Here is a 26,160-nt window from a genome sequence, read left to right as displayed (position 1 = left end):
ATCAGATTATTTAAGAGTGCCAAAAACCTTCTTTCCTCTCGAGAAAACCACCTTCTCAGAGGCTTCCCCTACACTGTAGAACAGCGTCTGCCAGTCTTGATCTGTGCATAAAATATCAGCAGACTTCCCGACTTCCAGAGAGCCCACTTCATTTTGCATATTCAAAGCATACGCCCCACCAACGGTGTAGGCGGCAATGACTTCCGGCAAACTCATCTTCATTTCCAAGCGTGCCAGCAAACCTACAAGATTCAAATTCTGTGTCGGTGATGTGCCTGGATTGAAATCCGTGGCCAGAGCCACGCGCACCCCCGCATCGATCATCGCACGAGCCGGAGGATATTTTGTTTTGGTATAAAGATCCGCTGTTGGCAAAAGCACGCCGGTCACTTCGCTTTGTGCGAGCTTTTTGATTTCCTTGTCTTCGATTTGCAGCAGGTGATCCCCGGACAATGCTCCGAGGCGCACGGCGATTTCGCTCCCGCCACTTAGGGACATCTGATCGGCGTGAATCAGGATTTCAAAACCCAGCTCTTGTGCGCGACGCAGATACTTTTCAGAAGCATCCGGCGGGAAGAATCCTTTTTCGATAAAGACGTCCACCCTTCTTGCCAGTTTCTTCTTGGCAACGACTGGCAGAACTTCGTCTGCCAGGAAGGTCAGATAGGCTTCGTAGGATTTAAATTCCGGTGGCAAAGCATGTGCGCCCAGGAATGTATTGACCGTGCGAATGCCTGAAAGCTTTTGTGCCGCCTGAAGCATCTTCATCTCATCTTTCAGGTTCAGCGCGTAACCGGATTTGATTTCAACCGTTGTCACGCCCTGGGATACGAAATGATCCAACCGTTTCTGCCCGGTTTTCACCAAATCATTCAAGCTGGAAGACCGGGTCTTTTTCATGGTCGAAAGGATCCCGCCCCCTTTGGCGGCGATTTCCTGATAGCTGACGCCCTGATTGCGCATTTCAAATTCTGCTGCGCGATCACCCGCAAAAATCAAATGGGTGTGACACTCAATAAAGCCCGGCAGCACCGTGCGCCCCTTCATGTCATATTCACGCAGAGCTTTCTTTCTGGAGAATTCCTTGGGAAGTTTCTTTTGCGGGCCCACCCAGGCTATCTTTTCTTTTTCAATGACGATGGCGGCTTGTTGCAAAAGGCTTAGATCCTCTTCCTGGATGCGACGGCCTTGTTTTGCAGCGGCGCCTTGAAGAGTCAGAAGTGTCGATATATTTTTAAGCAAAATACCCATGAGCTTATTCAAGCACATGGGTTTCTGGGATCAAGCTAAAACAGAGTTCCTACATAATCTTGATACTATGACTGCGTGCGCCCTCTGATTTGGGCAAAGTCAGGTGCAAAACACCATCTTCAAAGTGAGCCTCAATCTTTTCTGTCTGTACTTTGACCGGCAAAGTGAAGGATCTTTGGAAGCGTCCATAAGATCTTTCTGAATAGTGCCCTTCCGACTTGGTTTCGCGGGTGCGCTCTCCGGAGATCGTCAGGATATTGTCGTTCAGCTCAACTTTGATGTCTTCTTTCTTCATGCCCGGCAGGTCGGCGCTGACCAGATAGGCATTGTCCTTTTCTTCCACATCCACCGAGGGAGAGAAGTCAAATCCGGCCCGGGTCAGAGAGTTGGATTCACCACGGTCGAACTCATTAATAAAATCCTCAAACTGACTGAAGAGATCCGAAGACGGCAGACGACGGCGACCGCCCCAGGGACTTAAGCTTCGCATTGGCATGGCATCCTCCTTAGTGAGATGCCTTTAACCTAAGAAGACAGTGGGAAAGCGTCAAGAATGCGCAAGGACCAGTGTCAAAAGTAAAAAGCCGGAGTGCTGTCAGACACTCCGGCTTTTCCGTTTTGATTATCAATAAGACTTATTTCATTTTCGGCGAGAACCAAAGGTCGATCACACGACCTTCTTTCTTTTTGCCTTTTTCAACAAAGACAAAGGTGCTCTTTTCACGGATCTGGGCACGGTCCGCGATGCCGCTCACTGCCGAGTCATCGTATTTCAGGGACACGGATTCGATGCGGGATTTCAGCGGCACAAGCTCGCCTTTTTGCACTTTGCCATCGCCGTTTTTATCAAACCACAGCTGAAGTTTTGCAAAATCCTTGTCGTTCCTGTCGATCACGTTGTCTTTGTTTGAATCAAATTCGCGCAAAGCCTCAAAGCCGTTTTTGAACTTGTCACCCTGATTACCAAACAGTTCATCTTCCGTTGTGATCTGACCATCACCATTGCGGTCCACCGCAATGAAGGCCCCCGGCGCACCGGCTTCAGGCCACATGGTTTTCCCGGTCGGATTCAATGGGAAGTCGGTCACCGCCGTGAAGTTTGGCATCTTGTCGTCGAAGAACACCATCAGAGGCGAGAAGTAACCGCCGCAATAGCCATTTTCACCCGGGAAGAAGGCGGACACACTGTATTGTTTGCCGTCTTTGGAGTTGCTGGTATACACGGACGCAGAAAGCGGTCCGTTATAACCCATGTACTCCCCGCCTTGCTTTTGACCAGGCGCAAACACCTGCTCAAAGCTGACGGCTTCAAGCTTGGCTTCAAAGTCATTGGAGATATTGCCCTCTTCATCCACTTTCGTGGTGAAGTTCACCGGCAAAGTCACGCGCACACTGTTGCCTGCATACTGAGCTTTTACCCCTGCCGTGACATCCGAAACCTGCGTCACTTGCGCATCGTTACCCGCTTGGGTCACGACATTGGCGGGATATTTCACGGTATACGTTTTTAGCGCCCCTTTTTCCCGCAATGTCAGTTTAACTAACACGCTGGAAACCGGAGAAAGCGGATTGGAAACGTGTCTTAAGTTTGTACCAAAACACGTGTTTGAAATATTCACTGTGATTCCATCGACCGAAGCCCTAGCGGCCTGGCCAGAAAGAACAACCCCTTGAAAACCTGCTGAGCCCCCGGCTCCCGAATTCACGGCTGCAGGCTGTTGTTCAGTCTGTGCATACGCAGTGGATGACACCACCATGGCTGATGCACAAGCCCATCTTAACCAAAACATACAAGCCCCCTTTTGGTTTCCCCTTTTATTTCTTATCATTGCGCACGATCTTGAAATAAATCAAAGCATCGTGAGCACTCTTTCTGGAAAACTCCACTTTCGCCACATCCGAAGCGAAGAGCTGTCCAGGGCCGAATGCGCGACCGGTGTACATAGACCGATACACATTGACCTGATTCCCCTTAGAATCCTTCTGTAGATAATACTTGATTATACTGACCACTTTCAAGCGCACCAACGGGGCTGCTCCCCCCATAGGCGGTATATCCCTTAAGAACTTATCTTCATCACCGATTGTCTCAGATGGATACATCGGATTTGTCGTATTAATGAAACCCGGGATGTTCAAAGGTAACAAACGTGTGGCACCCGGAGCCTGCACACTGCCCAGGAAAATGGGCGATCTTGCAGGCTTGCTATAGTCAGGCCCACTGGCCGTCATCTGACGAACCATTGTTGGAGTATCCAGCATCAGCACGTTCCCCACCTGCCAGTAGCGTCCCAGCCCCTGAGGATCTGAAAACTGCACGATGCTGTCTTTATTTAAAGAAACAAATGTCAAAGAAGCCGCCACGAACGGATCCCCTGGAGGGTTTCCCACCTGATAGGCGTTCGAGGGAGCATACATCATTGAACCACCCATTTTTTCATTGGTGGCGATAAAGATAAATTCATTGCGACGACCCGCCTCAAGCGTCAATTTTCTGGGCGCATTGTCCACTGCGGACTGGGTCACATCGGCAACATAGTCAAAGAACTGACGGCCATTGTCGTCAGTAATAATAACGTTATTAAATGATGGCTCGGAATACTTCAGATCCCGCAGAATCATTCGCTCTGCCAGGATATTGTCGACCTTGTCTTCGATCTCGTTGGTGATTTCTTTTTTAGTCTTTGCAGTGAAGACAAAGAAAGAAGCCGCGACCATCCCCATGATCCCCATGAGGGCCACACCGACAATCATCTCTGCTAAAGTTAAACCGCGATTATTCTTAATCATCATTGTGAGTTCACCACGAATTGATAGTCCACATACCCATAAGACTTGGCATCACCGGCTGTCGCTGCCTTCTCGCCTTGCGCCCAATCCCGGTGGGTCAAACGCACGGTGACCAAATACAAACCTTTCATGCCAGGATAGGCCTGAATCACAAAGCCATAGCGCCCAGGACAGCCCGGGCAGTCTTTCGCCGTCGACATCATCCCGTTGCCCCACGCCATTGGAAGGTCTCCGGGATTCAGGGCATTTTCCCGCTCTTTGTCGGTCGTGAAATAGTTGATCTGATACATACGCACATTCGGACGAATGTTTTCGATAACGTCATTGATTTGTTTGTACAACGAGTTCTTGGTACCACTGTCCATGGCGACCTTTTTCATGCTCAGAATCCCTGAGATAAAGAAAGACCCAACCAGCGTGATCATCGCCAGACCCAGCAGCACTTCAAGGATCGACATCCCTTTTTGGTTTGATGCTATTTTCATCATATGCCGGACTCCCTGGAGACTTCGAGAACATAGAATCTCATCAGACGGTTTTTACACATTGTTGAGTTGCTATTGTTGATCAGACCACAATCCGGATCCACCGCCGTCCAGCGGAATGGATCGGCTTTGGCCCGCAACGACAGTGAATTACATTTATAAAGATTCGAAACGTCACGCATGCTCGGATATGGATGCCATACCGGATAACGGTTGATGGTCGTACAATCCTGCGCATTCAGACCTTTTAAGATTCCCGCCCGACGAAGCTCAAACGTCGCCATCGGATGATAGATCGTGCTCCAGCGAATGCCGTGTTTGTAGGCCTGCTCATCCACTTCAATACCCTGGGACACGATGATACTGCCGATAATTCTCAACTCAGAAGAACGGCTTTTGATCACCAGCTTTTCACAGTTCAGGAAACCACTGACCAGATTGGCGTCCGGCTCAATGATACAGCTCTTGGCCATGGAAACCACATGGAAGACTGCAGTCCCCGCCCCTCCCTGAGGTGCATAGGCATTACCAGCATTAAAGATGAGGTCCTTGCGATCTTCGTACTTGTTCGTAAACGACCAGGAATGCTTGGAGTTTGGTGCGAAGGATTTCGACCAGTCCGTTCCGGCAAAGGCCGAAGTGTTAGTACCCAGTGTTTTACAGGCCAGATCCAGGTTCACGTATGGATCTTCACCGTCTGGCAAACCACCTTTGGACTGCCCGCGGGAATCCAACAGAGTTTGCGACACATCAAAGCCGCCACCATCTGGATTAAACACCAAAGCTCCGCGGTTGTTATTAGACCACGGACGCATGGAATAACCTTTATAGTAAGCCACATCAAAGGCTTCAAATTCGAAAGACACAGGAACACGTTCTCCGTTGGAGTTCACCAACGCATGCCCATTTTCAAATTTAATTTCCAAATCCTTGAAAGAAGCATTGGTGTTTTCCGGATTGTCGCCCGCTTTCACCGGATTCTTCATAGTGATGTTGATTTTAGGCTGAATACCCATATTCGCACGAACTTCACTCAAGTCACCACGCAACGAAGACACACGCTTTTCGGCGTTCTCAACCTGCTGCTCCAAACGGTTCTTGTTGGCTTCTGCATTTCGCAGGTCATTCTGTGCGTTCGCCAAAGCATTTCGAGCCTGGTTCACTCTGCCTGGATCTGCTGGAACACGTCTGCGTGCGCTTTCCAGCTCATCTTCAGCATCATTAACATCGCGACGGGCTCTTTCCACGGCTCGCGCGGCCTGGTTCAAATCACGACGGGCATCATCCAGACCACCTTCAGCAGCACTCAGTTGACGCTCAATACTTCTTTCCAGGGGACGAAGATCGATTTTTGGCTCCAGGGTTACAGTTCCATCCAGAGGAACTTCCCCCTCCACTTCCAGGTTACCAAATCTCATGGTGAACTTGCTCACCGGTGTCGCACGACTTGTCAGACCCCAGTCTTTCAACAAATCACGAGAGAAGAAGTTTTTCACAGAAGGCCGATCGACTTCTTTGGTCTGCGGATTGAACAAGTTCCCGTCCGTCAAAGCCAGACGGTAGTTGTACTTGCCACCACTTTTACTAAGCAAAGCCCCCGTCAACTGACTGTTAGCGGTCGTATTTAGATTGTACTTGCGATCCTCGTGACGTTTACAAAGCGCCATCAAATTGGCGCTTGGATTACCAGCTCCGCTCGCATAACCGGACAAATAGTCCAGTCCCAAGTCACGCTCTCCGTCCACTTCAACACCTTTTTGGAATCCACCAAACTGACGGATGTTGGACCAGAACTGATCGACCTCATTTCCTGCCGAACGCGGACGGAACTCGACGTTTTCACGCTTGATCGGACCATACCCCAGAATGACTTTGTCTTTGAAAGTGACTGGCGTATAAACCGTGTCGCCCTCGGCAATGTCCACTGCCAGATCCGGAGCCTTGGGCAAATGAATCGCCCCATTCACAAACACCGGGGATTCAAAGGTTAGACCCGGATATTTGATCGTCTGTGCACGAGAGCCGTGCTGCTTAAAGTAAGCTCCCCCAACCCCAAGGTCAGAAGCGCTTTCCTTGTCCAGACGAAGATCTCCGGCCACCAGCAGGGCAAAACTTCCCACTTCACGAGGATACACACCAACAAAAGAGGTTGTCTCAAGCTTGCTGGAACCGACTTCGATAATCTTCTTCTGACTGTTCAAAAGACTCACAACAACTTTAAGATAGACCTCACGGCCGTATTCAGGAATGGCGGCACGAACATCGCGAGTGATTTTGATTTGAATGAATTCAACTGTGTAGCCCTTCAAATCTGCCACGATCTTGTAAACCGGATGCATCGTAGAAAAATTTGAAATATTAATGGTCTGATTAATCCCGTCCTTCAAAGGCACTTTTTCCGGATTGGCAATACCTATCGCACGCAGGAAATCCACGGACTCCTGCTTCATCAGCAAACGCTCAACCGAACGGGGGTGACTTAAAATCTCAATGGCTTTTGGAGGCGTGCTTGATCCACAACTTTCCTGCATCCAGGATTCAGAAAAACACCAGCGCTGACGGATACCGAAAAGTGTGTAGTCCACCATCGAATGCAACGCCAAACGTGCGGTGATGATGGAAGCAGTCTTGGTCACCTGACTGCGGTGTTTGATAACGGTAGGAGAAAGGAAGTAAATCATCACGCCGACAACGCCGACAGCCACAAGGGCTTGGACGAAGGCACTTCCTCGATTATTGGAGACTGTACGTCCCTTTGATCTGCAAGATTTCACGGTGGTTTCTCCCTGTATCTTGTATCGACATTTATCGTATCAAACTTAAGATTTCAGAGTGTGGAGCGACCCGTTTCAGAGCAAAAGGTGTCTCAGATCAGAACAATTATTGTATCAATTTTAGCTTGTTTACATAAAAAAAGCCCACGACCTGAAGGCGGTGGGCTTTGGGAAGAAATTTGCAATAAAAGGCTTACTTCGCCTTACCCTGGTTGGCCACAGCCTCAATCGCCGCCTTGACCTCGTCCGGATCGCCAATGAACTCCTTTTTCAGGACCTTCAAGTTTGCGTCCAATTCATACATCATCGGGATCCCGGTCGGCATATTGACGCCCATGATCTCATCAGGGGTCATCCCTTCCAAATGCTGCATCAAGGCGCGCAAACTGTTCCCGTGAGCCACGATGAGCACTTTTTTGCCTGATTTTACAGCAGGTGCGATCGTGCCGTCCCACAGAGGAAGGAATCTGGCCACGGTGTCTTTCAAGGATTCGTTGCTAGGCAAAAGTTTGGCGTCGACATTTTTGTAGCGAGGGTCATGGGAAGGATGACGAGGGTCGCTCACCTCCATTGGTGGTGGCGGAGTGTCGTAGCTACGGCGCCAGATCTTTACCTGCTCCTCGCCATGACGAGCCGCAGTCTCAGCTTTGTTCAAACCCTGAAGGGCTCCGTAGTGTCTTTCATTCAAACGCCAGTCTTTGTGGACTGGAAGCCACACTTGATCCACTTCATCCAACACGAAATTCAGAGTTTTAATCGCTCTTTTCAGCACGCTTGTGTAAGCCACGTCGAAACTGAAGCCTTTTTCACGAAGAGCTTTCCCACCCTTTAGAGCTTCCGCTCGACCTTTCTCAGAAAGATCTACGTCCTGCCAGCCAGTGAAGCGATTTTCCTGGTTCCACACACTTTCGCCGTGTCGAATTAGCACCAACTTATACACGCTTAAACTCCTTCATTTTGGATAGAAAAAGAGCTATCATGACAGCGTTTTAAATAACATCAATAGCTAGGCGTTTTGCTACGCATTAAGACGTGTCAAACCCCCGAGTTTTTGAAAAATTAACGAGCGTAATTTAACTACCCATTGCGACGTTTGAGGTTTAATCGTGAGCAACAGCGGCATCAACAGTGCGAATCTAGAATATATCGAACAACTCTACTCTGATTTCAAAGCGAATCCAGATTCCCTGGCAGTTGAATGGAAAAGTTTTTTTGAAGGTGTTGAGTTTGCCCAAGGTGGCAAGTTCGGAATGTCCGACAAGGAGCTGGCCGTCTTCCAACTGATCCAGGCGTATCGCGCTGACGGCCACACAGAAGCAAACCTCAATCCACTCTATGCTCCTCAAGCGGGTGAACTTCTTTCTTTGAAACGTTTCGGTCTGACAGAAAAAGATCTGACCGCGAAATTCCAAATCGGCTCTGTGATTGGCAAAGCCAATGCCACTTTGAGCGACATCATCAATCATCTGAAAGCCACTTACTGCGGAACTCTTTCTTTGCAGGCAGCCGACGCTTCCCCGAAAGAAGTGCAATGGCTGACTCAGCAGTTTGAAAGCAATCCGGCGAAACTGGCTTTGGCTGACAAGAAAGACGCCCTGTCTTCTTTGACCAAAGCTGAGACTCTGGAAAAATTCGTTCACACCCGCTATGTGGGAACCAAGCGTTTCTCTGTCGAGGGTGCTGACTCCATCTTGCCGATGATGGACACTTTGGTGAACAAAGGCACTTCCCAGCAGGTTCAGGAAGTTTACGTGGGCATGGCTCACCGTGGACGTGTGAACATTCTGGTGAACTTCTTCGGCAAGCCTGAAGAATATGTTTTCGGTGACTTCAACGGCCCACTGGAACTGGCAGAGCCTATCGAAGACTTCGACAACGACGTGAAGTACCACTTGGGTTATGTCACTGAAAAGAAAACCCCGACTGGCACTTGCAAAGTCACTTTGGCTTACAACCCTTCTCACCTGGAAACCGTGAATGCGGTGGCTTTGGGTATGGCTCGTGCGGCTCAGGATCAAATCGGCGCTTCTGGTAAAAAGAATGTCGTTCCGGTTCTGATCCACGGGGACGCGGCGTTTGCCGGTCAGGGCATCGTGCAGGAAACTCTGCAGATGGCTGGAGTCCACTCTCACTCCACTGGCGGCACGATTCACATCATCATCGACAATCAGGTGGGTTTCACCACCAGCGGCAAAGACACCCGTTCCACCCGTTATGCATCCGATGCGGCGAAGATGACCTTCACGCCGGTTCTGCATGTGAACGGTGACGACGTTGAAAGTGCTGTTCGTGCCATGGACATCGCCCTTCGCTATCGTCAGGAGTTCGGCAAAGACGTGGTCATCAACCTTCTGTGCTACCGCAAGTACGGCCACAACGAAGGGGACGAACCGGCCTTCACTCAGCCACAGATGTATGAGCTGATCAAAACTCACGCGACTGTGCGTGAGTTGTTCGCCAAGAAACTGGCAGCCGAAGGATCTGTGGACGCGAAGACTTCCGAAGACCTGTACAACCAGGCCATGGATCGTCTCCAGAAAATCTATGAAGACACCAAGAAGAACCCGCCTAAGCTTAAGAACTTCAAGTTCGAAGGCAACTGGAAGGGACTTCGCAAAGCCAAGGACGCTGATTTTGAAAAAGCAGCAGACACCGCTTTCGACCTGGCAAAACTAAAACAGATCGGCGAGAAAATCGGCAGCTACCCTGCTGACTTCACTCCGCATCCGAAACTGATCAAACTTCTGGAAGCGCGTAAAGCCATGGGTGCCGGCAAAGAAAACATCGACTGGGGCATGGGCGAACTTTTGGCTTACGGCTCTTTGCTTTCCGAAGGCACCTCCGTTCGTCTGACCGGTGAAGACTGCGTGCGCGGCACATTCACTCACCGTCATGCGGGTATGTATGATTTCAAAACTGGCAAAGCTTACTTCCCACTGGCGGATCTGAATCCAAAAGCAAAACTGCTGGTGGCTGAAAGTATCCTGTCTGAGTACGGCGTTATGGGTTATGAGTACGGTTACACCGTTCACGACCCAAAATCCCTGGTTATGTGGGAAGCGCAGTTCGGCGACTTCGTCAACGGCGCGCAAATCGTGATCGATCAATACCTTGCAGCCGGTGAATCCAAATGGCAGCAAATGAGCGGCCTGGTTCTGCTTCTGCCACACGGCTATGAAGGTCAGGGCCCCGAGCACTCCTCGGCCCGTCTTGAACGCTTCTTGCAGCTTTGTGCTCAGAACAACATGCAGGTTGTGAACCTGACAACTCCAGCGCAGATCTATCATGCTCTTCGCCGTCAGGTGTGCCGTGACTTCCGCAAACCACTGGTTGTGATGTCTCCGAAATCCCTGTTGCGTCACCCACGCGCGGTATCCTCTATCGAGGATCTGGCAAAAGGCCGCTTCCAGGAAGTGATTGCTGACACCATCGACAAATCCAAAGTGGACACCGTGGTGTTTGTTTCCGGCAAGCTTTACTATGAGCTTCTGGAAGAAAGAGAAAAATCCAAAAAAGAAAACGTGGCTTTGGTTCGCCTGGAGCAGATCTATCCATTCCCTGCAACTCAGGTGACGGAAGTTCTGAAGTCCTACCCTAAAGCGAAGACTTTGGTTTGGGCACAGGAAGAACCTAAAAACATGGGTGCCTTCCAGAATGTGTACTTCAAGTTTGTTGAGGTTGTTTCCAAAGCCGGCTTGAAACTGGGCTTTGAATACGTGGGCCGTCCGGAGAGATCTTCTCCAGCGACGGGTTCCGTCTACAGACACAGAACTGAACAAGCTGAGATTATTAAAGCAGTTTTTAATAGATAATTTTTATAAAAGGACGTTGCCATGAAACAAGAGATTAAAGTTCCCGCGGTTGGGGAATCCATCACAGAAGCAACCATCGGCAGTTGGACTAAAAAATCCGGCGACTTTGTAAAACGCAATGAAGTTCTTATGCTTCTTGAGACTGACAAAGCCAGCGTGGAAGTTGTCGCGGAAAACGACGGTGTTTTGACTATCAACCCAGGCTGCGAAGCCGGTGCGGTTGTTCAGATCGGCGCGACAGTGGCGACTCTTGATACAGACGCAAAACCAGCAGCGGGCGCAACAGCTCCTGCGGCTGAGACCGCAAAGGCAGCTGCTCCAGCTTCCGCACCTGCCGGTGCTGCAGCTATGCCGGCTGCCGCCGGGAAAGACGCTTCTGCGCACTTATCCCCTGCTGTTAACAGAATCGTAAATGAAAAAGGTCTGGACCCTTCAGCGATCCAAGGCACGGGTAAAGACGGCCGCCTGACTAAAGGGGACGTTCTTGATGCTCAGCCTGCAGCGAAAGCGGCGGCTCCTGCTCCGGCAGCAAAAGCAGCTCCAGCGACAGTCACTCCAGTTGCAAGCGGTCCTTCTAAGCAGGGCGACAAAAAGCTTGTTCCGATGACGACCATCCGCAAGCGTATTTCCGAAAAATTGAAAGAAGCGCAAAACACAGCAGCTCTTTTGACCACTTTCAACGAAGTGGACATGGGTAAAGTGATGGAGCTTCGTTCCAAGTACAAAGACAAGTTCAAAGAAAAATACGGCGTGAACCTGGGCTTCAACGGCTTCTTCGTAAAAGCCGTTGTTGAGGCACTGAAAGACTTCCCTGCAGTCAACGCATGGATCAACGGCACAGACATCGAATACCACAACTACTACAACATCGGTATTGCGGTTTCCACAGAGAAGGGCTTGATGGTTCCGAACGTGAAAGACGCGGATACACTGTCCCTGGCTGGCATTGAGCTGGCGATCCGTGATCTGGCGGCAAAAGGCCGTGATGGTAAAATCACTCCGAATGATCTGGGTGGCGGCACCTTCTCTATCACCAATGGTGGTGTGTTCGGTTCTTTGCTTTCCACGCCGATTTTGAACTTCCCGCAGTCAGCTATCTTGGGCCTTCACAAAATCCAGGATCGTCCAATGGCGATCAACGGCAAAGTGGAAATCCGCCCGATGATGTATCTGGCTTTGACTTACGATCACCGTATCATCGATGGCAAAGAGGCTGTGAGCTTCCTTGTTAAAATCAAAGAACTTGTCGAAGATCCTGAAAGATTGCTTCTAGAGGTATAATCATGGCAGACACTCAATTTGACCTAATTATTATTGGTTCCGGTCCCGGCGGTTACGTAGGGGCCATTCGTGCAGCTCAATTGGGTCTTAAAACGGCCGTGATTGAAAAAGATAAAACTTACGGAGGCACGTGCCTGAATGTGGGTTGCATCCCTTCCAAGGCCCTGCTTGAAAGTTCTGAGCACTATCAAGCGGCTCAGCACGACTTGGCTGCTCACGGTGTGAAAGTGTCCAAAGTTGATTTGGATCTTCCAACCATGCAGGCTCGCAAGGACAAGGTTGTAAAAACAAATACCGAAGGCATCGCCTTCTTGTTCAAAAAGAACAAGATCACTCCATTCAACGGCATGGGTAAAATCGTCGCCGCTGGCAAAGTGGAAGTGAAAGGTGCTGACGGCAACACCCAAATCCTGACGACCAAGAACATCGTAATCGCAACCGGCTCTGTTCCTGTGGAACTGCCGTTCTTGAAGTACGATGAAAAACGTATCGTTTCCAACACCGGCGCACTGGCATTGGATCAGGTTCCAAAGTCCATGATCGTTGTGGGTGGTGGCGTGATCGGCCTGGAGCTGGGTTCTGTATGGCAGCGCCTGGGCGCCAAAGTCACTGTGATCGAATATGCCAACCGTCTGGGCGGCACCATGGATCAGGACTGCATGAACGTGCTTAAAAAATCCATGGAAAAAGAAGGCATGAGCTTCCTTCTTTCCACGAAAGTGACTGGTTCTAAAGTTGGCAACGACGGTGTTGAAGTGACTTATGAATCTTTGACTGATGGTAAAGCATCCTCCATGAAAGCGGATGTTGTGCTTGTTTCCACGGGTCGCAAACCATTCTCTGCGGGCGTTGGCTGCGAAGAAATGGGCATCCAAAAAGACCCTCAAGGTCGCATCATCGTGGATAAACACTATCAAACCAACGTGCCGGGCATCTATGCCATCGGTGACGTTATTGCCGGCCCAATGCTTGCGCACAAAGCGGAAGAAGAAGGCGTGGCATTGGCAGAAATCCTGGCTGGTGGTGCGGGTCACGTGAACTACGACACAGTTCCAGGTGTGATCTATACTCACCCGGAAATTGCTTCTGTTGGTATCACGGAAGAATTCGCCAAAGAAAAAGGCCTGGAAATCAACGTGGGTAAATTCCCGTTCATGGCCAACGGCCGTGCCCGCGCGAAAGGCTACACGGAAGGTTTCGTGAAAATCATCGCAGACAAGAAAACAGACAAAATCCTGGGCGCTCACATGGTGGGTCCAAGCGTATCTGAGCTGATCCACGAAGTGATCGTGTGCATGGAATTCGGTGGCAGCAGCGAAGATCTGGCAAGATCCTTCCACGCCCACCCTACTTTGTCTGAAGTTGTGCGTGAAGCGGCCCTTGCGGTTGAAAAACGTCAACGCCAGATGTAAGCGGGCCCAGCCCGGCAGAGCTGAGTCGCCGGCAGGCGATTCAGCTGAAGCAGCAAAAACAAAACCCACAGTCACCGACTGTGGGTTTTTTCTTTTCCGCGTATTCAACCAGCTATAACTTCTTCAAATAGATTTGCATCTTATCCTGTCCAGGCACCGAAATGTCGGCACGGCAGTTTTTTGTGGCCGTCGTCGTCTGCGTCTGAACATAAAAGGTCAAATTCGTCTGGTCCGTGGCATAAGAGAACAACCCGGTCATTTGATAGATTTCACTTTGATAGGCCCCTGCCGTGCCCGAGTAGTTTGTGCCATCCCAAAGACGATAACGACAGTAAACCCCGGCATCCACTGGATACATCGAAAAAAGTAATACCGTCAGCTCATAGTCTCCCGCGGGAAGATTTGCGAAACGAATGCCCGGAATCTTGCCTTCCGTTGGAGCCGAAGCCAGCCCCGTCACCGTGGCCGTGTTACATGCTGTCACATTCGAAAAAGAGGCATACGAAGTATTGGCATGTTCCCACACGCACCCCGCCTTTCCCAGCATCGTCAAAGACCCCATCAGGGTGCTTGTCCCCGGGATGTTCACGTTACAGATAATGCCAGTTCCGGTACCATCTGAAGTACACATCTTATTCGCAGTCATACCACCCACACCCAAGACCGGGACATTGCCTGAAGTACTCCCCGTTGTCGCCACAGCCGCGGTTCCCAACCCCAAAGCTGTGCGGGCATTGGCCGCTGTCGCAGCCCCCGTACCGCCGTTTGCAATTGGTAAAACTGAAGTTCCCACAACATCCGCAGAAGCCAAATCAATAGCACCAAAGGTCGGTGCACCGCCACCTGCTGGCACACGCAAAATCTGATTGGCCGTCCCCGCTGCGGTCGATGCTATGGTTGTATTAGAACTAAAATAGGGAATTCCCCCGGAAGTTCCCGCGGTCAGGCCTGTACCGCCCTTCGTGACTGGTATGGTCGGCAACACGGAAGTGCCCACAGTCCCAGTCGCGATATTGCTGGCGTTGATATTCGTTAAAGCAGAGCCATCCACAGCGGGCAATTTGGAATCCGCCCCCAGCTTCACAATCTGGTTTGCGCCGGTCCCCGTGTTCACGCTGGCTAATCCGGATGCCACCGTCATCCCCGAGACATCCGCACTGGTATCAAAGCGCACAAGACCTTTTGCGGCGTAAGAGGCATCTCCCGGCGTTGTCCCGCCTGAGTCTGCAGAGCAGTCCCAGGTTTTTGCGGTGTTATTCCATTTTAAAATCTGCCCGTCTGTGCAGGCAGAAGTGCTGGCAGCCACCGTCAGTTTTGCCGCCCCATCATAGTATCTTAATGCCTTCAAATCTGAATTGTACCAGGAAAGACCTTTGTGACCGGCATTCAGCACCAGCGCATCTTCCTGGGCTTGCGTGAAGTTTCCGAGCAAAAGTGTTTTCGCGGCACTCATGGTGATGTGGCCGATGGCCAGAATGTCCTCGCCACCCATATTCAGATCGCCCGTCATCGTGCCGCCGTTCAAAGGCAATTTGGGATTGGCGGTGTCAGACGCACTAACCCGAGCATCCACCGCGGTGTTAAAGTCAGACATCTGACTGGCCGTGATGCTGATGTTGGAACAGGCAAAAGTGTCCGAGACTGAATTCCATATTGAAACCTGACTGCTGGTACACTGCTGCAGCAGACTCATTTGCAGACGATCATCCAGCGCCGTCTGCAGGCCGGTAATCTGGGAAATTGGCAAACTGCCGACACTTAAAACGCCAGCGCCATCGACCGACAAACCTGAACCCACTTGCACAATCCCGGTGCTGGCCGCTGTCGCCACCGGCACAGCACCCCCGGTATCAGTCACACACGAGAAACTGGTTCCATTGGATTTTAAAACCTCGCCCGCAGCACAAGTCGGCAGCGCGGATTTTGCAAAGGACTGAACGGTCGGATCATTTTCGTTGTTGGGAACTTCCGTCGCCAGATCCGTAAGTTTTGCGTAACTTGCTGCTGCGACTCCGCCCAGCTTATCGGCATCGCGAGCCTTGGCCGCTTCTTGTGCCACCATGGCGTAAGGAACTGTGCCGATTTGATGATAAGGCAAAATCGCACGAGGGCCACCTGTGCCCGTGTCAAACACGATCTTCACTTTACGAATGTCACCAGCGGCGGGAGTATAAGAACCCGGACAAACCGTGGACTCGGCTCCCTGGTGCTGTGACAGCAGTCCATTGGCGACAGCCGACTCATTGGAAAAGACCTTCAGGATGTTTTCACGTGTCTGCTCTTGCCCGGCAGTGGCATAGACATTCACCGCCGAACTTCCGGAGCCAATTGTCAGGGAAAAGCTGCCATCAGACGCTGATAGATCCTTATTCAGATGTTGCTCTTGGTACAACAGACAGTTGTCGGGGCTTAGAACTTTGATGGTGAAATCCACACTGCCCGCACTCAACGGAAGCTCGGAGGCCACATCCAGAATGCGCCCGGATATTTGAATGCCCTTAGGTCCACTGGCCCAGGCACCTGTGACAGAGATACTGAATGTTAAAATCGCCAGAAGCTGCTTCCCCATAACGTTCCTCACATGACTTGAAAGCGTATGTTGATTTCTGCCTGATAGACTCCATCATCGGAATAGGATTTGTCCGTCGTGGTGATTTCACCCACCACGCCTTCCACCCGGTATTGACCGGATTCATCCTGAGCGCTGATTTGTCGAGAGGGAGAAATAGCCATCTTGCCAGAAACGGAACGCAGAGGAACTGGCGACTCCTCCAGCGAAACTATAGACGCTTCCATCGAGCAACCCGACAGAAGACTCCACAGTATCAAGATGAGACAAGATTTTACAATAACGCGCATTTAGAAAATCTATCGGATTTTCCAGAGCGTGACTCAACAGGATTACGTTGAATTAATCAAGGAACGACGAAAGAGAATTCAACCCAGGCAGGTCCACATTTTGGAAGCGGTAAGAGTACGTCAGACGCATCTCCATTTGAATTGCATCCACCGTCCCTCCCAGGAAGTCCGTTGTCGTGTTATCAGAGTGCAACTGCAAATCCACAACGTGGCGTTCGCCATTGTAGCCTCCGCCGACTTTCGCATCTGAAAAATAGCCCACGAAACTTTCATCCAGATTGGCAGAGGTCGCAAACTTTCCATAGACCTTTTGCCAGGCCACGCCCAATGCCGCAAAGCCCGTCACGTACCAGGGTCCGCGAACCCAGACGCCACCAAGAGCTCCACCCAAGCCCGCCATTTGACGATCCAGTTCCTGCAGGTCTGCCAGCCGGTCAAAGCCCGAGGTCCCCGGAGGAATGAATGGAGAATCCCCGGTCATCTTGTTGTTGGAAATCATCGCACTGGCAAAATATGACCAGCCACTGACCTTCTGATGACCATCCTGACCGAAGGCAACACCCAGACTGTAATCATCTTCACGCAGATTCCAGTGCATCACGAAACTGATATTGTGGGTGCTGATATCACCGCGCTGATACTTGATCCCGGTCGGAGCTGAACCCGCGTTGACAGCTTCGGTGTTGTCGAGATAATAGCCCTTATAGGACTGATAACTGATTTCATAAGTACGCGTCCCATAAAAGCGCAGATGAAAATCCGTAGCTGAGCTTTCGCCTCTTTGCTGGACGGTGGAAGGATCCACCGGATTGCCGAGGCTAATGGAGGCTCCTAAATTTCTATAGCTGAATCCCAGATAAGTTTTGCTGCCCACGTTTGGCATAAACTGCGCTTCAGGCCCGCCATTAGGAGATTGAATGTCGATTTGATAAGAGGTGACCTGTGGTCCCAATGTGACCTTCACTTCGTCTGCACCCGCAGGGTCCCATTTGGATTCAGACCACGCAACAGAGGCCGACAAAAGAATCAAAATGCCCAGAGTTTTACTCAGAGCCTTTACTGACACAAAGACTCTAACACCTTCCAACCCGGCTGTACTGCGGGCTCTGTTGGCGCTTCTTCGGCAGTGGGTTCATACTGGTTGATCAAATCGTTTTCGTACTTGGCGCAGTCTTTTTTCTTGAAGTTCTTTTCAGATGGTATGGATTCCAGAACGGACACCATCAGATCCATGTGCGCCTCATCCTGTGCCCCTTGCGGCACACTATTGTCGCGTAACGAACGGATCTGGCCCACAATTCGATTCATGGCACGGTAGCGCTCTTTGTTGTTCTTGGCTTTGCCGACTTCTTTTTCCAGCATCTCGGTGTAGGATTCAACCTGCTGGCGCACACTGCGATTGCTGCGGACAGCGACTTCGCCAGCCCCCAGCCCTTCCGGTGGGATAATGGCATGAGCGTCCAGACTGCAGACCAATACTGCTGACAAGACCCAGATCGTTTTCATGCTCACCTCCAGCCCCTTTTATCTTATGATTCGAGATGTTTTTCAATCTCTAGCAGGGCTGAAGGCACCATATTAAGTGATTTTTTAATCTGCTTACTTACAGATCAGGTCCACGACATTGAAGGCTTTATCAACAAAAGGCTCTTTTTGATCCTTTGCATAGGACTTCATCATGTCATTCACTTCCTTTTTATAGTCCTTGCATTTGGACGCCTGGAAGTCTTTTTTCTCTGGCAAGAATGCCAATGAGTCCATGAATAGACTCATATTGATTTCTTTTTCCTCACCCTGTCGTGGGTTCTTGGATCTCAACTCACCCATTTCACGGTAATTCTTCAGGAAAATATCGTAACGCTTGGTCACGTCTTTTTCCTTTTTCAACTCCCCTTCAAGCTTCGTGATCTTTTTATTGAACTCAGCAAAAACGTCCACTTTGGCCGCTTGCGCCGCATTCACAGAAAGACCCATCAGTACCGCGACTACAGTTCCAAGAATTTGTTTTCTGTGCATGTGCCTGCTCCTAGTGCTTTATCCAATACGCGTGCTTGTGCTTTTACCGCTGGGATATAAAGAGAATCTTTATATGCGAACAGGTATTCCGCCAACGTCAAAGGTGTCTTTTTGCCAATCGCTTTGGCGCGGGCTTCCCCGGCCTTGGCTTTCAACTGAGCCCCTGTCGGCCAGTAATTCATGTCAAAGTCAGCTTTCGTGATCGGATACTTTTTCAGTGTCGCGATACGGTATTTCAACCACTCACGATAGAATACTGGCGGACGACCCGGACCCGAATTGTAAGCCATCACAAAGATCATCTCTTTGATGGACTCTTTGTCGAAGCTGTCAATTCCGGCGTCTTTCATCAACTGCTCAACACCTTTGAAATCCGGATTTTTAGCATCCGTGGAACGGTTCCACGCCCCGTTCGAATTTCTTTTGGTCGCATGATAGAAGATACCATAGTAAACCATACTTCTTAAAGGATTCGGCGGTGTAGAAATCGCATGGCAGCGCTGAGAATCCTCGGACAGGATTTCTTCTGCTTTGGCTGGAACCGCGCCTGGAATGCTGCGCAGTCTTTGGCAGGATTCTTTGGTGCTGTTGTTGATACGGCCTTTGAAGTTTTCAAAGTTCTGAGCCACATCCGCCAACGCCTGATCCGTGAACTGACCAATACCACCGTCATTCACCAGACCAAATGCATTCACGTGCAGACCGCTTTCATTGGAAAGTTTCGGCGCAATGAACTTCGCCGGAACTTCCAGACAGTCCGCCACATCAATCAAAGAGTTATAAACCAGATTCACATAGTTTTCTGTCACGCAAGCCTTGTGGCCATAGCGTTCTGGAGTGCCTGTGTCCTTGTCACACTTCGCGAACAGCCATGGGTCTTTTTTATAGTCTTTCACGTCTTTGACTTCACGCTGATTGGTCGGTGGAGCCGTGCGGTTGAACTCGATATCCGCCTCGCGCTTTTCTTCCGGCGTCAGCGCGCGGTCTTTCCAGAAACGCTTCATGATATAAAGAGCACACTTGCGTGGCAGAATTTCTGCGGTCTTGGAATAATCACGTCCACCCGCGAACAACCCCTTCGGATCGGCTTTTTTGAAAGCTTCAAACTGCTTCTGCAAATAGTTGCGCTCCGGCCCGCAGTTTTCAGGCTTTTCGAACGTGATCATGTTTTCCACATCACCGAAGTTACAGGTGCAGGTCATGTCGTCTTTAGCCGCCGTCGTTCCAATCCCCGTCAGGGATTTATTAACGGTCTGCAGCTTTTTAATCACCTGCTCTTCAGCACTGGAGGCATATTCGCCAGCACCAGCAGTTGGACGAGTGACTTCATACCAGCCAAATGCAGTAAATGAAGCCAGGCAACAGAATGTGTAAAACCAAAAGGATGTCCTTGAACGTTGCACGATCATCTCCTCTTTCCATAATTATCAATGTCTTATCTGTTTAAATGCGCGAAAACTGAACGCACTAAAGTCCAGTTCCTTTCGTCCGATAAGTATTATGAATGCTTAAACTGTCTTTAAGTCTTTTTAGTGCGTTGCTGTTCTTGGGGGGATGTTCCGACGTCACCCCTCAGGTCAGCTTTTTAAAAGGACAGACTCCCGCCCCTAGCACAGGCAGCCCTACGGGAGCCTCTTTTATTAAAACAGATCTGGCCAGCCATGCGGTTTCCACTTCAGCTGGAGGTTATAAACTGGAGGCCACTGTTTCGAAAGAAGACAGAAGCACCCAGTTTGTCTCATCTCAAGGCTACCTTCTGATTCTTAATGAAGATGCCGACTAAAATACGGTCAAAATCCTAAGGATTTATCCTAATAATTCCGAATAAGTTATGGAATGAAACCAAAGCACGTTCGTTATCCTTTGTTGATAATCTCGCTTTTGTTTGCCTTTGCCGCAAAGGCGGATGGCTATAACGTTTCAGGGAAGATTATTCGCCCTGATGGCGGTGATTTGGAATCAAGAGCCGTCAGCTTCAATCTTGAGGTCCTGTCCCCTGACTCCACTTGCGTAGTATATCAGGAAACAATCAATAATCTGGACATGGGTGGATCCAAAGGCCGCTTCAATCTAGTGCTGGGATCTGGCACACGAGTTTATTCAAGCGGCGATATGCCTTTGGAAAAAGTCATTTCCAACAGTGCGACACTGACTTGTAAAGGTGGCGGAAGCTTCACCCCTGGCCCTGCGGATGAAAGATCTCTACGTATTTCTTTCTATGACGGAACTGCTTGGCAAAGCTTTGCGGCGCAAAAGCTAAAAGCTGTTCCCTTTGCCACGGAATCCCAGAATGCCCAGTCTGCAAACAAACTTGGCAACTACGACTCCACAAGCCTTTTGCGTGTTGACGGCGGAACCGCTCCGGCGATGACACCGACTCAGATGGCAGCTTTGCTGTCGGTGGTTGGGGACTACGATAAATTCATCAAAACGGAAACTGACCCGACGGTGAAGGCCTTTGCCAAGGCATCACTGCCGACTTGTGCCGCAGGAAGTATTCTGACTTCCAATGGAACTACCTTGTCTTGTGTGACCGACACAACTGGCAACAATTTCGCACTTCCAACGGGCACCAGCGGCCAAGTTCTGAAACACAACGGCACCCAGTGGGTTGCTGGGGCACTGGCCATCACGGAAGTCAGCAATCTGAATGCAGAACTGACTTCGAAGCTATCCAAAGCGGCGATGCCGTCTTGTGGGCCTCAAGAGACCATGTACTACAATTCCGTTGGTGACTCCATGAACTGTCAGGCGATTGCTTTAAGTCTGGCTGGCGATGTCACAGGAACTCACAATGCAACTCAAGTCACCCGCTTGCGTGGAGTGAACGTATCAGCGGCAACGCCAACCAGCGGCCAGGTGCTTCGCTACAATGGCACGGACTGGGTTCCAGCGACAGTCCCAACGGGAACTGGCACAGTGACTTCCATCGCTGCAGGTACAGGCCTTACGGGGGGCACCATCACAGCCACGGGCACCCTCTCTTTAGCTAACACCGGCGTGACAGCCGGAAGCTATGGAAGTGCCACGCAGATTCCTTCTTTCACCGTAGATGCTCAAGGTCGTTTAACCTCAGCTGGCGGAACCACAGTCAATATTATCAGTGGAGTTACCAGCGCCAATGCCTACATTACAGTGGCTAACGGCAGCACCGCCCCATCCATTACCGCCAACGTCGGTACTACGGCCAATACTCTGGCCGCCGGAAATGATGCCCGCTTCAGCGACGCCCGTACACCTGCGGGAACCGCGGGTGGCGATCTGTCGGGAACTTACCCTAATCCGACTATTGCAAAAATCCAGGGCAAGCCTGTGAATGTGTCCGCTGGATACTTTGACGGTGGCTCCTTGGTCTACGACTCTGCTTTAGCTGCATGGAAAACAACCAATCCCTGTGACTCGGGTTGGACTTTGATCAATAAAGGGGACCCGTTCTGCGCTCAAAAGCTGTCCAGCACCGGAACGAACTTCGCCGCTTCCATGACTCAATGTCTGAATGCAGGGGGCAAACTTTGCGACCTGCAGCAAGCTGTCGGCTTGTGCCAATCGGACTTCATCGCAACTGACACCAGCTTGTGGATTGGACAACTCAGCGACAACTCCAGCGCGCACGTCATTCTCTGCTCGGCCGCAAGCAACACCTGGTCTGCAGGAGCATTCACCTTCGGAACAACACAAGACGGTTCACTACCGATTGTCCCTTACTGCTGCAAAAACCGCCGCTAATTATTAAATTAAAAACTGTAGGTCACCGCCAACAAGGTGTTGGCTCCGCCCAGGAAATAGAACACAGAGCGCACGTCGCTGTTTTCCTCCTGAGTCGCACTATAGATATTGGCAGCAGCCAGCAAGGCATGCGTGGCCACCCGGATCCATTTGCGCTTTTCTTTTTCTTCGCGCTCTTTTTCAAGGAATCTCTGCAAAACTTCATTCTTTTCTGCCAGCGATAACGAAGACCCATCGATGGCATAAAAGAACGAATCCATCTCGTTGCCGGTGTAATAATACGTCGCGCCCAATCCTATCGCCGCCAATCCCACGTTTGAGGTAATGGCAAAAATGGTGCGGCTGAAAATTTCCTCTGATTGCTGATAACCGACCGTACCGCCGATAGCCGCCACTGCACCGGAGATCATGTAAGCCACACCCGCCTGCTCGTCTTCTTGCTGCTGCTTTTGAACAAAGGCGCGGAACTCATTCCAGTTGGACGGCCCCGAATAGTCCACATCACGGCGATCGCCCGCGAAGGACTCTCCACTTAAAAACACCAAAAAAACCACGAAGAGCAAAAGCCTCACAGGCTCACCCCGAACTGCACAAAGACGGACTTGTTCGTGCGCTCACTCCAATATGAAAGCCCCGTGGAAAAACTTTTGTACGTCGCCAAAAACGCCGCCGCCTGATCATACTGGGAAGCACTAAGAACCCCTTGAAGCACACCCAACTGATAGGTCACGGCTCCGCGAACTGCGTCCTGGAAGTTTTCAGTTTCGTTGTGCACCTGAAACTGCACCCCCACTTCCAAAAGTCCCAGCGGAACTGCAGGCTTTACGGAAGCCCCCAGCAAACCTTGAGGACGGATGGGATACTGCTCGGATTTTTTATCGCTGACACCCCATTGGGAAAGCATCGCAGAAATCTGCGGCTCCCACAGGACGTCTTCCCAGGCATATAAAAGACCTGGCTCGACATACAAGATATCCTGATTGTGAATTTCAAAAAGTTCGTCTCGGTCCCCGGCCACCGCTTCAACCACCGAGAAATAATTGCCGACATACTTCACATGCGTGTAGCGAAGCTGCAGGCCCGCATAGAAGTTTCCGGAGGTGAAACTGGCAAGCTGCGCTTTGAAGCTTTGTTCTTCCGAAGCAATCATGTCCACCATGGGTAACGACGCGTTTTCAAACTGATAGACATACACCAGTCGGTACGGTTCAACGGAAATGCCCCAGGTCGGACGTTGAAAGGAAGCTTCGATGGAAATTTCCCCGTCCACAGCTTCGCGGCGGGAAAACATTTTTGCAACCGATGCTTCGTCGCTGTTTCCATTCAGCAAGGCCTCTGCTTCGCGCAGGTATTCCATATTGCTGCCCAATAGCAGATCAGTATCAAAGCGCGGGGATTTTTCTTTCGCGACATAAGCTGGATTGCACGGAAGTCCCCGGCGCAGACTGTCCATGGAATAGCAAGCACTGCCCAGTGAGCGCGCCAAGAAACGACTGCCCCCATCACGAATGGCTGGAGAATACGTCGCTGCTTGTGCGCATACGGAAGCGAACGTCAGAGTGATCGCCGAAAGAATTCTTAGAAGCATACTTTTTCCTGAGGCCAGGGAATAGCTTCGGCTTCTTTTTTGAAACGCAGCAGATCTTGGGTGTAACGGCTGAATTCAGATTTTTTTTCGGGGAACGCGGAAGTCAGATCCTCACTGATCACGATCAAATGATCCACCAACTGCAAAGCCCATTCAAAGTAAGGCTGAACCAGATCCGAACAGACCTTCTGGCTGCGCACTACCTGCCAGTTCAAAAGACCTTCATTGACGACGGACTTTAAAAGCACCACCCGCAAAGTCGCGGCATAAAGGCGCGCCCCGGCTTCCGGTTGTTCGGCCAGCACTTGCAAGGCACGAGTTAAGTCCTCACGACCTTCAGATTTTACTTCCGGGATTTTCTCCCACTGGGCGGCATACCGGCCCAGGGACTGCATCAGTTCCTGAGTTTTTTGATCCACGCGAACCGCGCTTAATGAAACAGCCATTGGCTTCAGATTACGGACCGTCACAAAGGAGTAGATCTTTTCGATGCGCACCCCGGCCCGGCCCGCAAAGGCGGATGCCAGCGCCAGTCTTACGTGCAGATGCGGATCCTGCTGCTCTAGCTTCGACAAGTACTCAATTGCCTCATCCCAGCGCCCCTGATCGATCAATTGGTGCCCCTTGGAAAGACGGCTTTCCCGAGTGACAGGCTCCTCTTTTGACTGACAAGCCAAAAGGGACAAAATGACCACAAAAAAGGTGAGCTGGATGAATGTTCGCATAGATAACGCGGCATACTAGCGAGCTGCGGTATAAAATTCGAGATGACACACGACGCTCTATAATAATTCCATTGATCCTTACCTGCCAGCAATATACCCCTGCCCCGGTGTAACACTCGAGGGGGTAAAATGCTTCGTAGTCTCTTAGTTTCTGTAATGTTGTTGATGGGAACCACGGCCAACGCGGCTGTTTGGACTGAGGTCAACGAATGGTCCCAAACCTATGAAGACCGCTATGCGGAATGGGTTCGTACTGAATGGCGCACGGACTTCTTCTCTCGCAAGTCTTTGCGCAACGGGCAAACCAATCCTTATTATGGTCTGCGTGTCGACTGTGCTGACACTGTTTATTCCATGCGTATCATCTTCGCCTATGAAAACCGTCTGCCATTCGTGGCTCAGGATCCTACAGCGGCGGGTAAAACCATCTCTAACAAAATGAGCCGTTGGGATGGCCAAAGCGAAAATCAGCGCGTGCGCAACTTCCTTTGGTATATCTATGGTGTGATGTCCACGCGTTCCCTTCCGAACGACACTTATCCAGTGGCAATCAACCGCAACACGATCCGCTCTGGCGGTTTGATGGCGACCAGCAAAAAGAACCACCACTCCTGGACGATCAAAGAGATCCTGCCGATCGGTGTTCCCTACCTGGTTTACAACTCTGTTGTGGGTGCGAACTCTGGTTTCGGTCTGCAAGAACGTCAGTCCTGGCCAAATCCAGACTGGGTGTTTGAGGGCGATTACTCTGTGAACAGCGGTGCGGGCTTCCGTTACTGGAGACCGGCTTCAGCGTTGAACAAACCAGTATGGCAGTCCCCGGGCTACAGCGATGAGCAGTTCAAAATTCCTTTGAACAAATGGGTTCGCCACGTGCAAAGCCGTCTGGCCCTGCGCCAGGAAACCGATGACCAGTTGGTGGCTCGTCTGATCAAAACCACTTGTTCTGGCTTTGCGGACCGCGTGACTTCCATCAATGAAGGTCTGGACTATTTGAAACGCAACAATAAGTGCATGGACTATGCTACTTATGACACATACTCCACGCCAAACCGTGACCGTCGTATCTTTGACGACTTCATGTCTTTGCGTCGCGCTTATAAAGAAATCCTGCAAATCAACGGTGGCAACCAGTTGAGCGCTTCCACAAAAGCTCAATTGGACAAAATCTTCCCGGCGATTTCTTTGTCTGCGGCTCAGGAAACCTCCCGCATGGCAGCTCAGGCTGTGACTTCTGCTTCCGTGTGCGTGGTGGACTACCTTCCAGGCCGCAAAATGGATCTGGCAGAGTTCAAACGCCGTTTGTTCCAGGGTCTGATTTCCAACAATCCACATGACAGTGGTGAGTACCGCTGGGGTGAAGCTCGTGGGCCTTCGCAGCGTGCAAGAACCTGCCAATCATGGGACCATTGGGCTCCGGATTTAACTCAGGAATAAAAAG

At 50.6% G+C, this 26,160-nt stretch carries 22 protein-coding genes; 6 read left to right on the top strand and 16 right to left on the bottom strand.

The window, feature by feature from the left end; genetic code table 11:
* Window positions 1-6: 6 nt before the first annotated feature.
* From hutI to gpmA, 7 genes are all read right to left on the bottom strand, one after another.
* Complete coding sequence (gene hutI / locus ACNQKP_RS14205; RefSeq protein ID WP_417865376.1) at window positions 7-1,251, bottom strand: imidazolonepropionase; 1,245 nt, start codon at window positions 1,249-1,251, stop codon at window positions 7-9.
* A gap of 49 nt (window positions 1,252-1,300) precedes the next feature.
* A complete protein-coding gene (locus ACNQKP_RS14200) occupies window positions 1,301-1,747 on the bottom strand; it encodes an Hsp20/alpha crystallin family protein (RefSeq protein ID WP_417865374.1) in 447 nt (148 codons plus the stop codon).
* Window positions 1,748-1,886: 139 nt separating this feature from the next.
* Window positions 1,887-3,041, bottom strand: coding sequence for an EF-hand domain-containing protein (locus ACNQKP_RS14195; protein ID WP_417865372.1), 1,155 nt, complete (start codon window positions 3,039-3,041; stop codon window positions 1,887-1,889).
* Between the two features lie 25 nt (window positions 3,042-3,066).
* Window positions 3,067-4,044, bottom strand: a complete 978-nt coding sequence (locus tag ACNQKP_RS14190; protein WP_417865370.1) for a pilus assembly FimT family protein — start codon at window positions 4,042-4,044, stop codon at window positions 3,067-3,069.
* A complete protein-coding gene (locus ACNQKP_RS14185) occupies window positions 4,041-4,529 on the bottom strand; it encodes a type II secretion system protein (protein WP_416480246.1) in 489 nt (162 codons plus the stop codon). The genes ACNQKP_RS14190 and ACNQKP_RS14185 overlap by 4 nt, the downstream gene beginning before the upstream one ends.
* Complete coding sequence (locus ACNQKP_RS14180) at window positions 4,526-7,231, bottom strand: hypothetical protein (RefSeq protein ID WP_088564671.1); 2,706 nt, start codon at window positions 7,229-7,231, stop codon at window positions 4,526-4,528. Before ACNQKP_RS14180 ends, ACNQKP_RS14185 begins: the two co-directional genes overlap by 4 nt.
* A 262-nt stretch (window positions 7,232-7,493) precedes the next feature.
* Window positions 7,494-8,240, bottom strand: coding sequence for a 2,3-diphosphoglycerate-dependent phosphoglycerate mutase (gene gpmA, locus ACNQKP_RS14175; RefSeq protein WP_041577864.1), 747 nt, complete (start codon window positions 8,238-8,240; stop codon window positions 7,494-7,496).
* A gap of 166 nt (window positions 8,241-8,406) precedes the next feature.
* Between gpmA and ACNQKP_RS14170 the strand changes: the two genes are divergently transcribed.
* From ACNQKP_RS14170 to lpdA, 3 genes are read left to right on the top strand one after another with little or no spacing between them, the layout of a single operon-like run.
* Complete coding sequence (locus ACNQKP_RS14170; RefSeq protein WP_417865368.1) at window positions 8,407-11,112, top strand: 2-oxoglutarate dehydrogenase E1 component; 2,706 nt, start codon at window positions 8,407-8,409, stop codon at window positions 11,110-11,112.
* A 21-nt stretch (window positions 11,113-11,133) separates the two neighbouring features.
* Entirely contained in the window at window positions 11,134-12,393 is a 1,260-nt protein-coding gene (gene odhB / locus ACNQKP_RS14165; protein WP_417865367.1) for a 2-oxoglutarate dehydrogenase complex dihydrolipoyllysine-residue succinyltransferase, read from the top strand.
* Between the two features lie 2 nt (window positions 12,394-12,395).
* The gene (gene lpdA, locus ACNQKP_RS14160; protein WP_417865365.1) at window positions 12,396-13,805 is read left to right on the top strand and encodes a dihydrolipoyl dehydrogenase; all 1,410 of its coding nucleotides are present in this window, start codon (window positions 12,396-12,398) and stop codon (window positions 13,803-13,805) included.
* A 112-nt stretch (window positions 13,806-13,917) separates the two neighbouring features.
* Here the strand turns inward: lpdA and ACNQKP_RS14155 are convergent, their stop codons facing one another.
* From ACNQKP_RS14155 to ACNQKP_RS14130, 6 genes are all read right to left on the bottom strand, one after another.
* Window positions 13,918-16,374: a cell wall anchor protein gene (locus tag ACNQKP_RS14155; RefSeq protein WP_417865363.1), complete on the bottom strand. Its 2,457-nt coding sequence runs from the start codon at window positions 16,372-16,374 to the stop codon at window positions 13,918-13,920.
* Window positions 16,375-16,382: 8 nt separating this feature from the next.
* A complete protein-coding gene (locus ACNQKP_RS14150; protein WP_417865361.1) occupies window positions 16,383-16,538 on the bottom strand; it encodes a hypothetical protein in 156 nt (51 codons plus the stop codon).
* A 178-nt stretch (window positions 16,539-16,716) separates the two neighbouring features.
* On the bottom strand, window positions 16,717-17,730 hold the full coding sequence (locus tag ACNQKP_RS14145) for a DUF4421 family protein (RefSeq protein ID WP_417865359.1): 1,014 nt from the start codon (window positions 17,728-17,730) through the stop codon (window positions 16,717-16,719).
* Window positions 17,721-18,170, bottom strand: coding sequence for a hypothetical protein (locus ACNQKP_RS14140; protein WP_417865358.1), 450 nt, complete (start codon window positions 18,168-18,170; stop codon window positions 17,721-17,723). Before ACNQKP_RS14140 ends, ACNQKP_RS14145 begins: the two co-directional genes overlap by 10 nt.
* Before the next feature lie 93 nt (window positions 18,171-18,263).
* On the bottom strand, window positions 18,264-18,680 hold the full coding sequence (locus ACNQKP_RS14135) for a hypothetical protein (protein ID WP_417865356.1): 417 nt from the start codon (window positions 18,678-18,680) through the stop codon (window positions 18,264-18,266).
* Window positions 18,650-20,089, bottom strand: a complete 1,440-nt coding sequence (locus ACNQKP_RS14130; protein ID WP_417865354.1) for a hypothetical protein — start codon at window positions 20,087-20,089, stop codon at window positions 18,650-18,652. The genes ACNQKP_RS14135 and ACNQKP_RS14130 overlap by 31 nt, the downstream gene beginning before the upstream one ends.
* Window positions 20,090-20,184: 95 nt before the next feature.
* Between ACNQKP_RS14130 and ACNQKP_RS14125 the strand changes: the two genes are divergently transcribed.
* Window positions 20,185-20,463: a hypothetical protein gene (locus ACNQKP_RS14125; protein WP_417865352.1), complete on the top strand. Its 279-nt coding sequence runs from the start codon at window positions 20,185-20,187 to the stop codon at window positions 20,461-20,463.
* 53 nt (window positions 20,464-20,516) lie between these two features.
* Window positions 20,517-22,406 carry a hypothetical protein gene (locus ACNQKP_RS14120; RefSeq protein WP_417865350.1) on the top strand — a complete coding sequence of 630 codons (1,890 nt, stop codon included), beginning with the start codon at window positions 20,517-20,519 and terminating at the stop codon, window positions 22,404-22,406.
* An 8-nt stretch (window positions 22,407-22,414) separates the two neighbouring features.
* Here the strand turns inward: ACNQKP_RS14120 and ACNQKP_RS14115 are convergent, their stop codons facing one another.
* The 3 genes from ACNQKP_RS14115 to ACNQKP_RS14105 are packed head-to-tail and all read right to left on the bottom strand — an operon-like array spanning window position 22,415 to window position 24,719.
* The gene (locus ACNQKP_RS14115; RefSeq protein WP_417865348.1) at window positions 22,415-22,978 is read right to left on the bottom strand and encodes a hypothetical protein; all 564 of its coding nucleotides are present in this window, start codon (window positions 22,976-22,978) and stop codon (window positions 22,415-22,417) included.
* Complete coding sequence (locus ACNQKP_RS14110; RefSeq protein ID WP_417865346.1) at window positions 22,975-23,994, bottom strand: hypothetical protein; 1,020 nt, start codon at window positions 23,992-23,994, stop codon at window positions 22,975-22,977. The genes ACNQKP_RS14115 and ACNQKP_RS14110 overlap by 4 nt, the downstream gene beginning before the upstream one ends.
* Window positions 23,985-24,719, bottom strand: coding sequence for a hypothetical protein (locus ACNQKP_RS14105; RefSeq protein WP_417865344.1), 735 nt, complete (start codon window positions 24,717-24,719; stop codon window positions 23,985-23,987). The genes ACNQKP_RS14110 and ACNQKP_RS14105 overlap by 10 nt, the downstream gene beginning before the upstream one ends.
* A 129-nt stretch (window positions 24,720-24,848) precedes the next feature.
* Here ACNQKP_RS14105 and ACNQKP_RS14100 point away from each other — a divergent pair, with 129 nt between their 5' ends.
* Window positions 24,849-26,156: a hypothetical protein gene (locus tag ACNQKP_RS14100; protein ID WP_417865342.1), complete on the top strand. Its 1,308-nt coding sequence runs from the start codon at window positions 24,849-24,851 to the stop codon at window positions 26,154-26,156.
* The last annotated feature ends 4 nt before the right edge of the window (window positions 26,157-26,160 follow it).

Source organism: Bdellovibrio bacteriovorus, assembly GCF_048286975.1.
GTDB classification, from domain to species: Bacteria; Bdellovibrionota; Bdellovibrionia; order Bdellovibrionales; family Bdellovibrionaceae; genus Bdellovibrio; species Bdellovibrio bacteriovorus_H.
Note: the sequence above shows the minus strand (reverse complement) of the source record. Positions and strands in the feature narration are given on the sequence as shown.

Coding starts and splice junctions, on each gene's coding strand:
- ACNQKP_RS14150 (WP_417865361.1), bottom strand. CDS start 16,538: ATGGCTATTTCTCCCTCTCGACAAATCAGCGCTCAGGATGAATCCGGT.
- ACNQKP_RS14125 (WP_417865352.1), top strand. CDS start 20,185: ATGCTTAAACTGTCTTTAAGTCTTTTTAGTGCGTTGCTGTTCTTGGGG.
- odhB (WP_417865367.1), top strand. CDS start 11,134: ATGAAACAAGAGATTAAAGTTCCCGCGGTTGGGGAATCCATCACAGAA.
- ACNQKP_RS14110 (WP_417865346.1), bottom strand. CDS start 23,994: ATGCTTCTAAGAATTCTTTCGGCGATCACTCTGACGTTCGCTTCCGTA.
- ACNQKP_RS14185 (WP_416480246.1), bottom strand. CDS start 4,529: ATGATGAAAATAGCATCAAACCAAAAAGGGATGTCGATCCTTGAAGTG.
- ACNQKP_RS14100 (WP_417865342.1), top strand. CDS start 24,849: ATGCTTCGTAGTCTCTTAGTTTCTGTAATGTTGTTGATGGGAACCACG.
- ACNQKP_RS14105 (WP_417865344.1), bottom strand. CDS start 24,719: ATGCGAACATTCATCCAGCTCACCTTTTTTGTGGTCATTTTGTCCCTT.
- ACNQKP_RS14135 (WP_417865356.1), bottom strand. CDS start 18,680: ATGCACAGAAAACAAATTCTTGGAACTGTAGTCGCGGTACTGATGGGT.
- ACNQKP_RS14140 (WP_417865358.1), bottom strand. CDS start 18,170: ATGAAAACGATCTGGGTCTTGTCAGCAGTATTGGTCTGCAGTCTGGAC.
- ACNQKP_RS14120 (WP_417865350.1), top strand. CDS start 20,517: ATGAAACCAAAGCACGTTCGTTATCCTTTGTTGATAATCTCGCTTTTG.
- ACNQKP_RS14130 (WP_417865354.1), bottom strand. CDS start 20,089: ATGATCGTGCAACGTTCAAGGACATCCTTTTGGTTTTACACATTCTGT.
- ACNQKP_RS14195 (WP_417865372.1), bottom strand. CDS start 3,041: ATGTTTTGGTTAAGATGGGCTTGTGCATCAGCCATGGTGGTGTCATCC.
- hutI (WP_417865376.1), bottom strand. CDS start 1,251: ATGGGTATTTTGCTTAAAAATATATCGACACTTCTGACTCTTCAAGGC.
- ACNQKP_RS14190 (WP_417865370.1), bottom strand. CDS start 4,044: ATGATGATTAAGAATAATCGCGGTTTAACTTTAGCAGAGATGATTGTC.
- ACNQKP_RS14200 (WP_417865374.1), bottom strand. CDS start 1,747: ATGCCAATGCGAAGCTTAAGTCCCTGGGGCGGTCGCCGTCGTCTGCCG.
- ACNQKP_RS14155 (WP_417865363.1), bottom strand. CDS start 16,374: ATGGGGAAGCAGCTTCTGGCGATTTTAACATTCAGTATCTCTGTCACA.
- lpdA (WP_417865365.1), top strand. CDS start 12,396: ATGGCAGACACTCAATTTGACCTAATTATTATTGGTTCCGGTCCCGGC.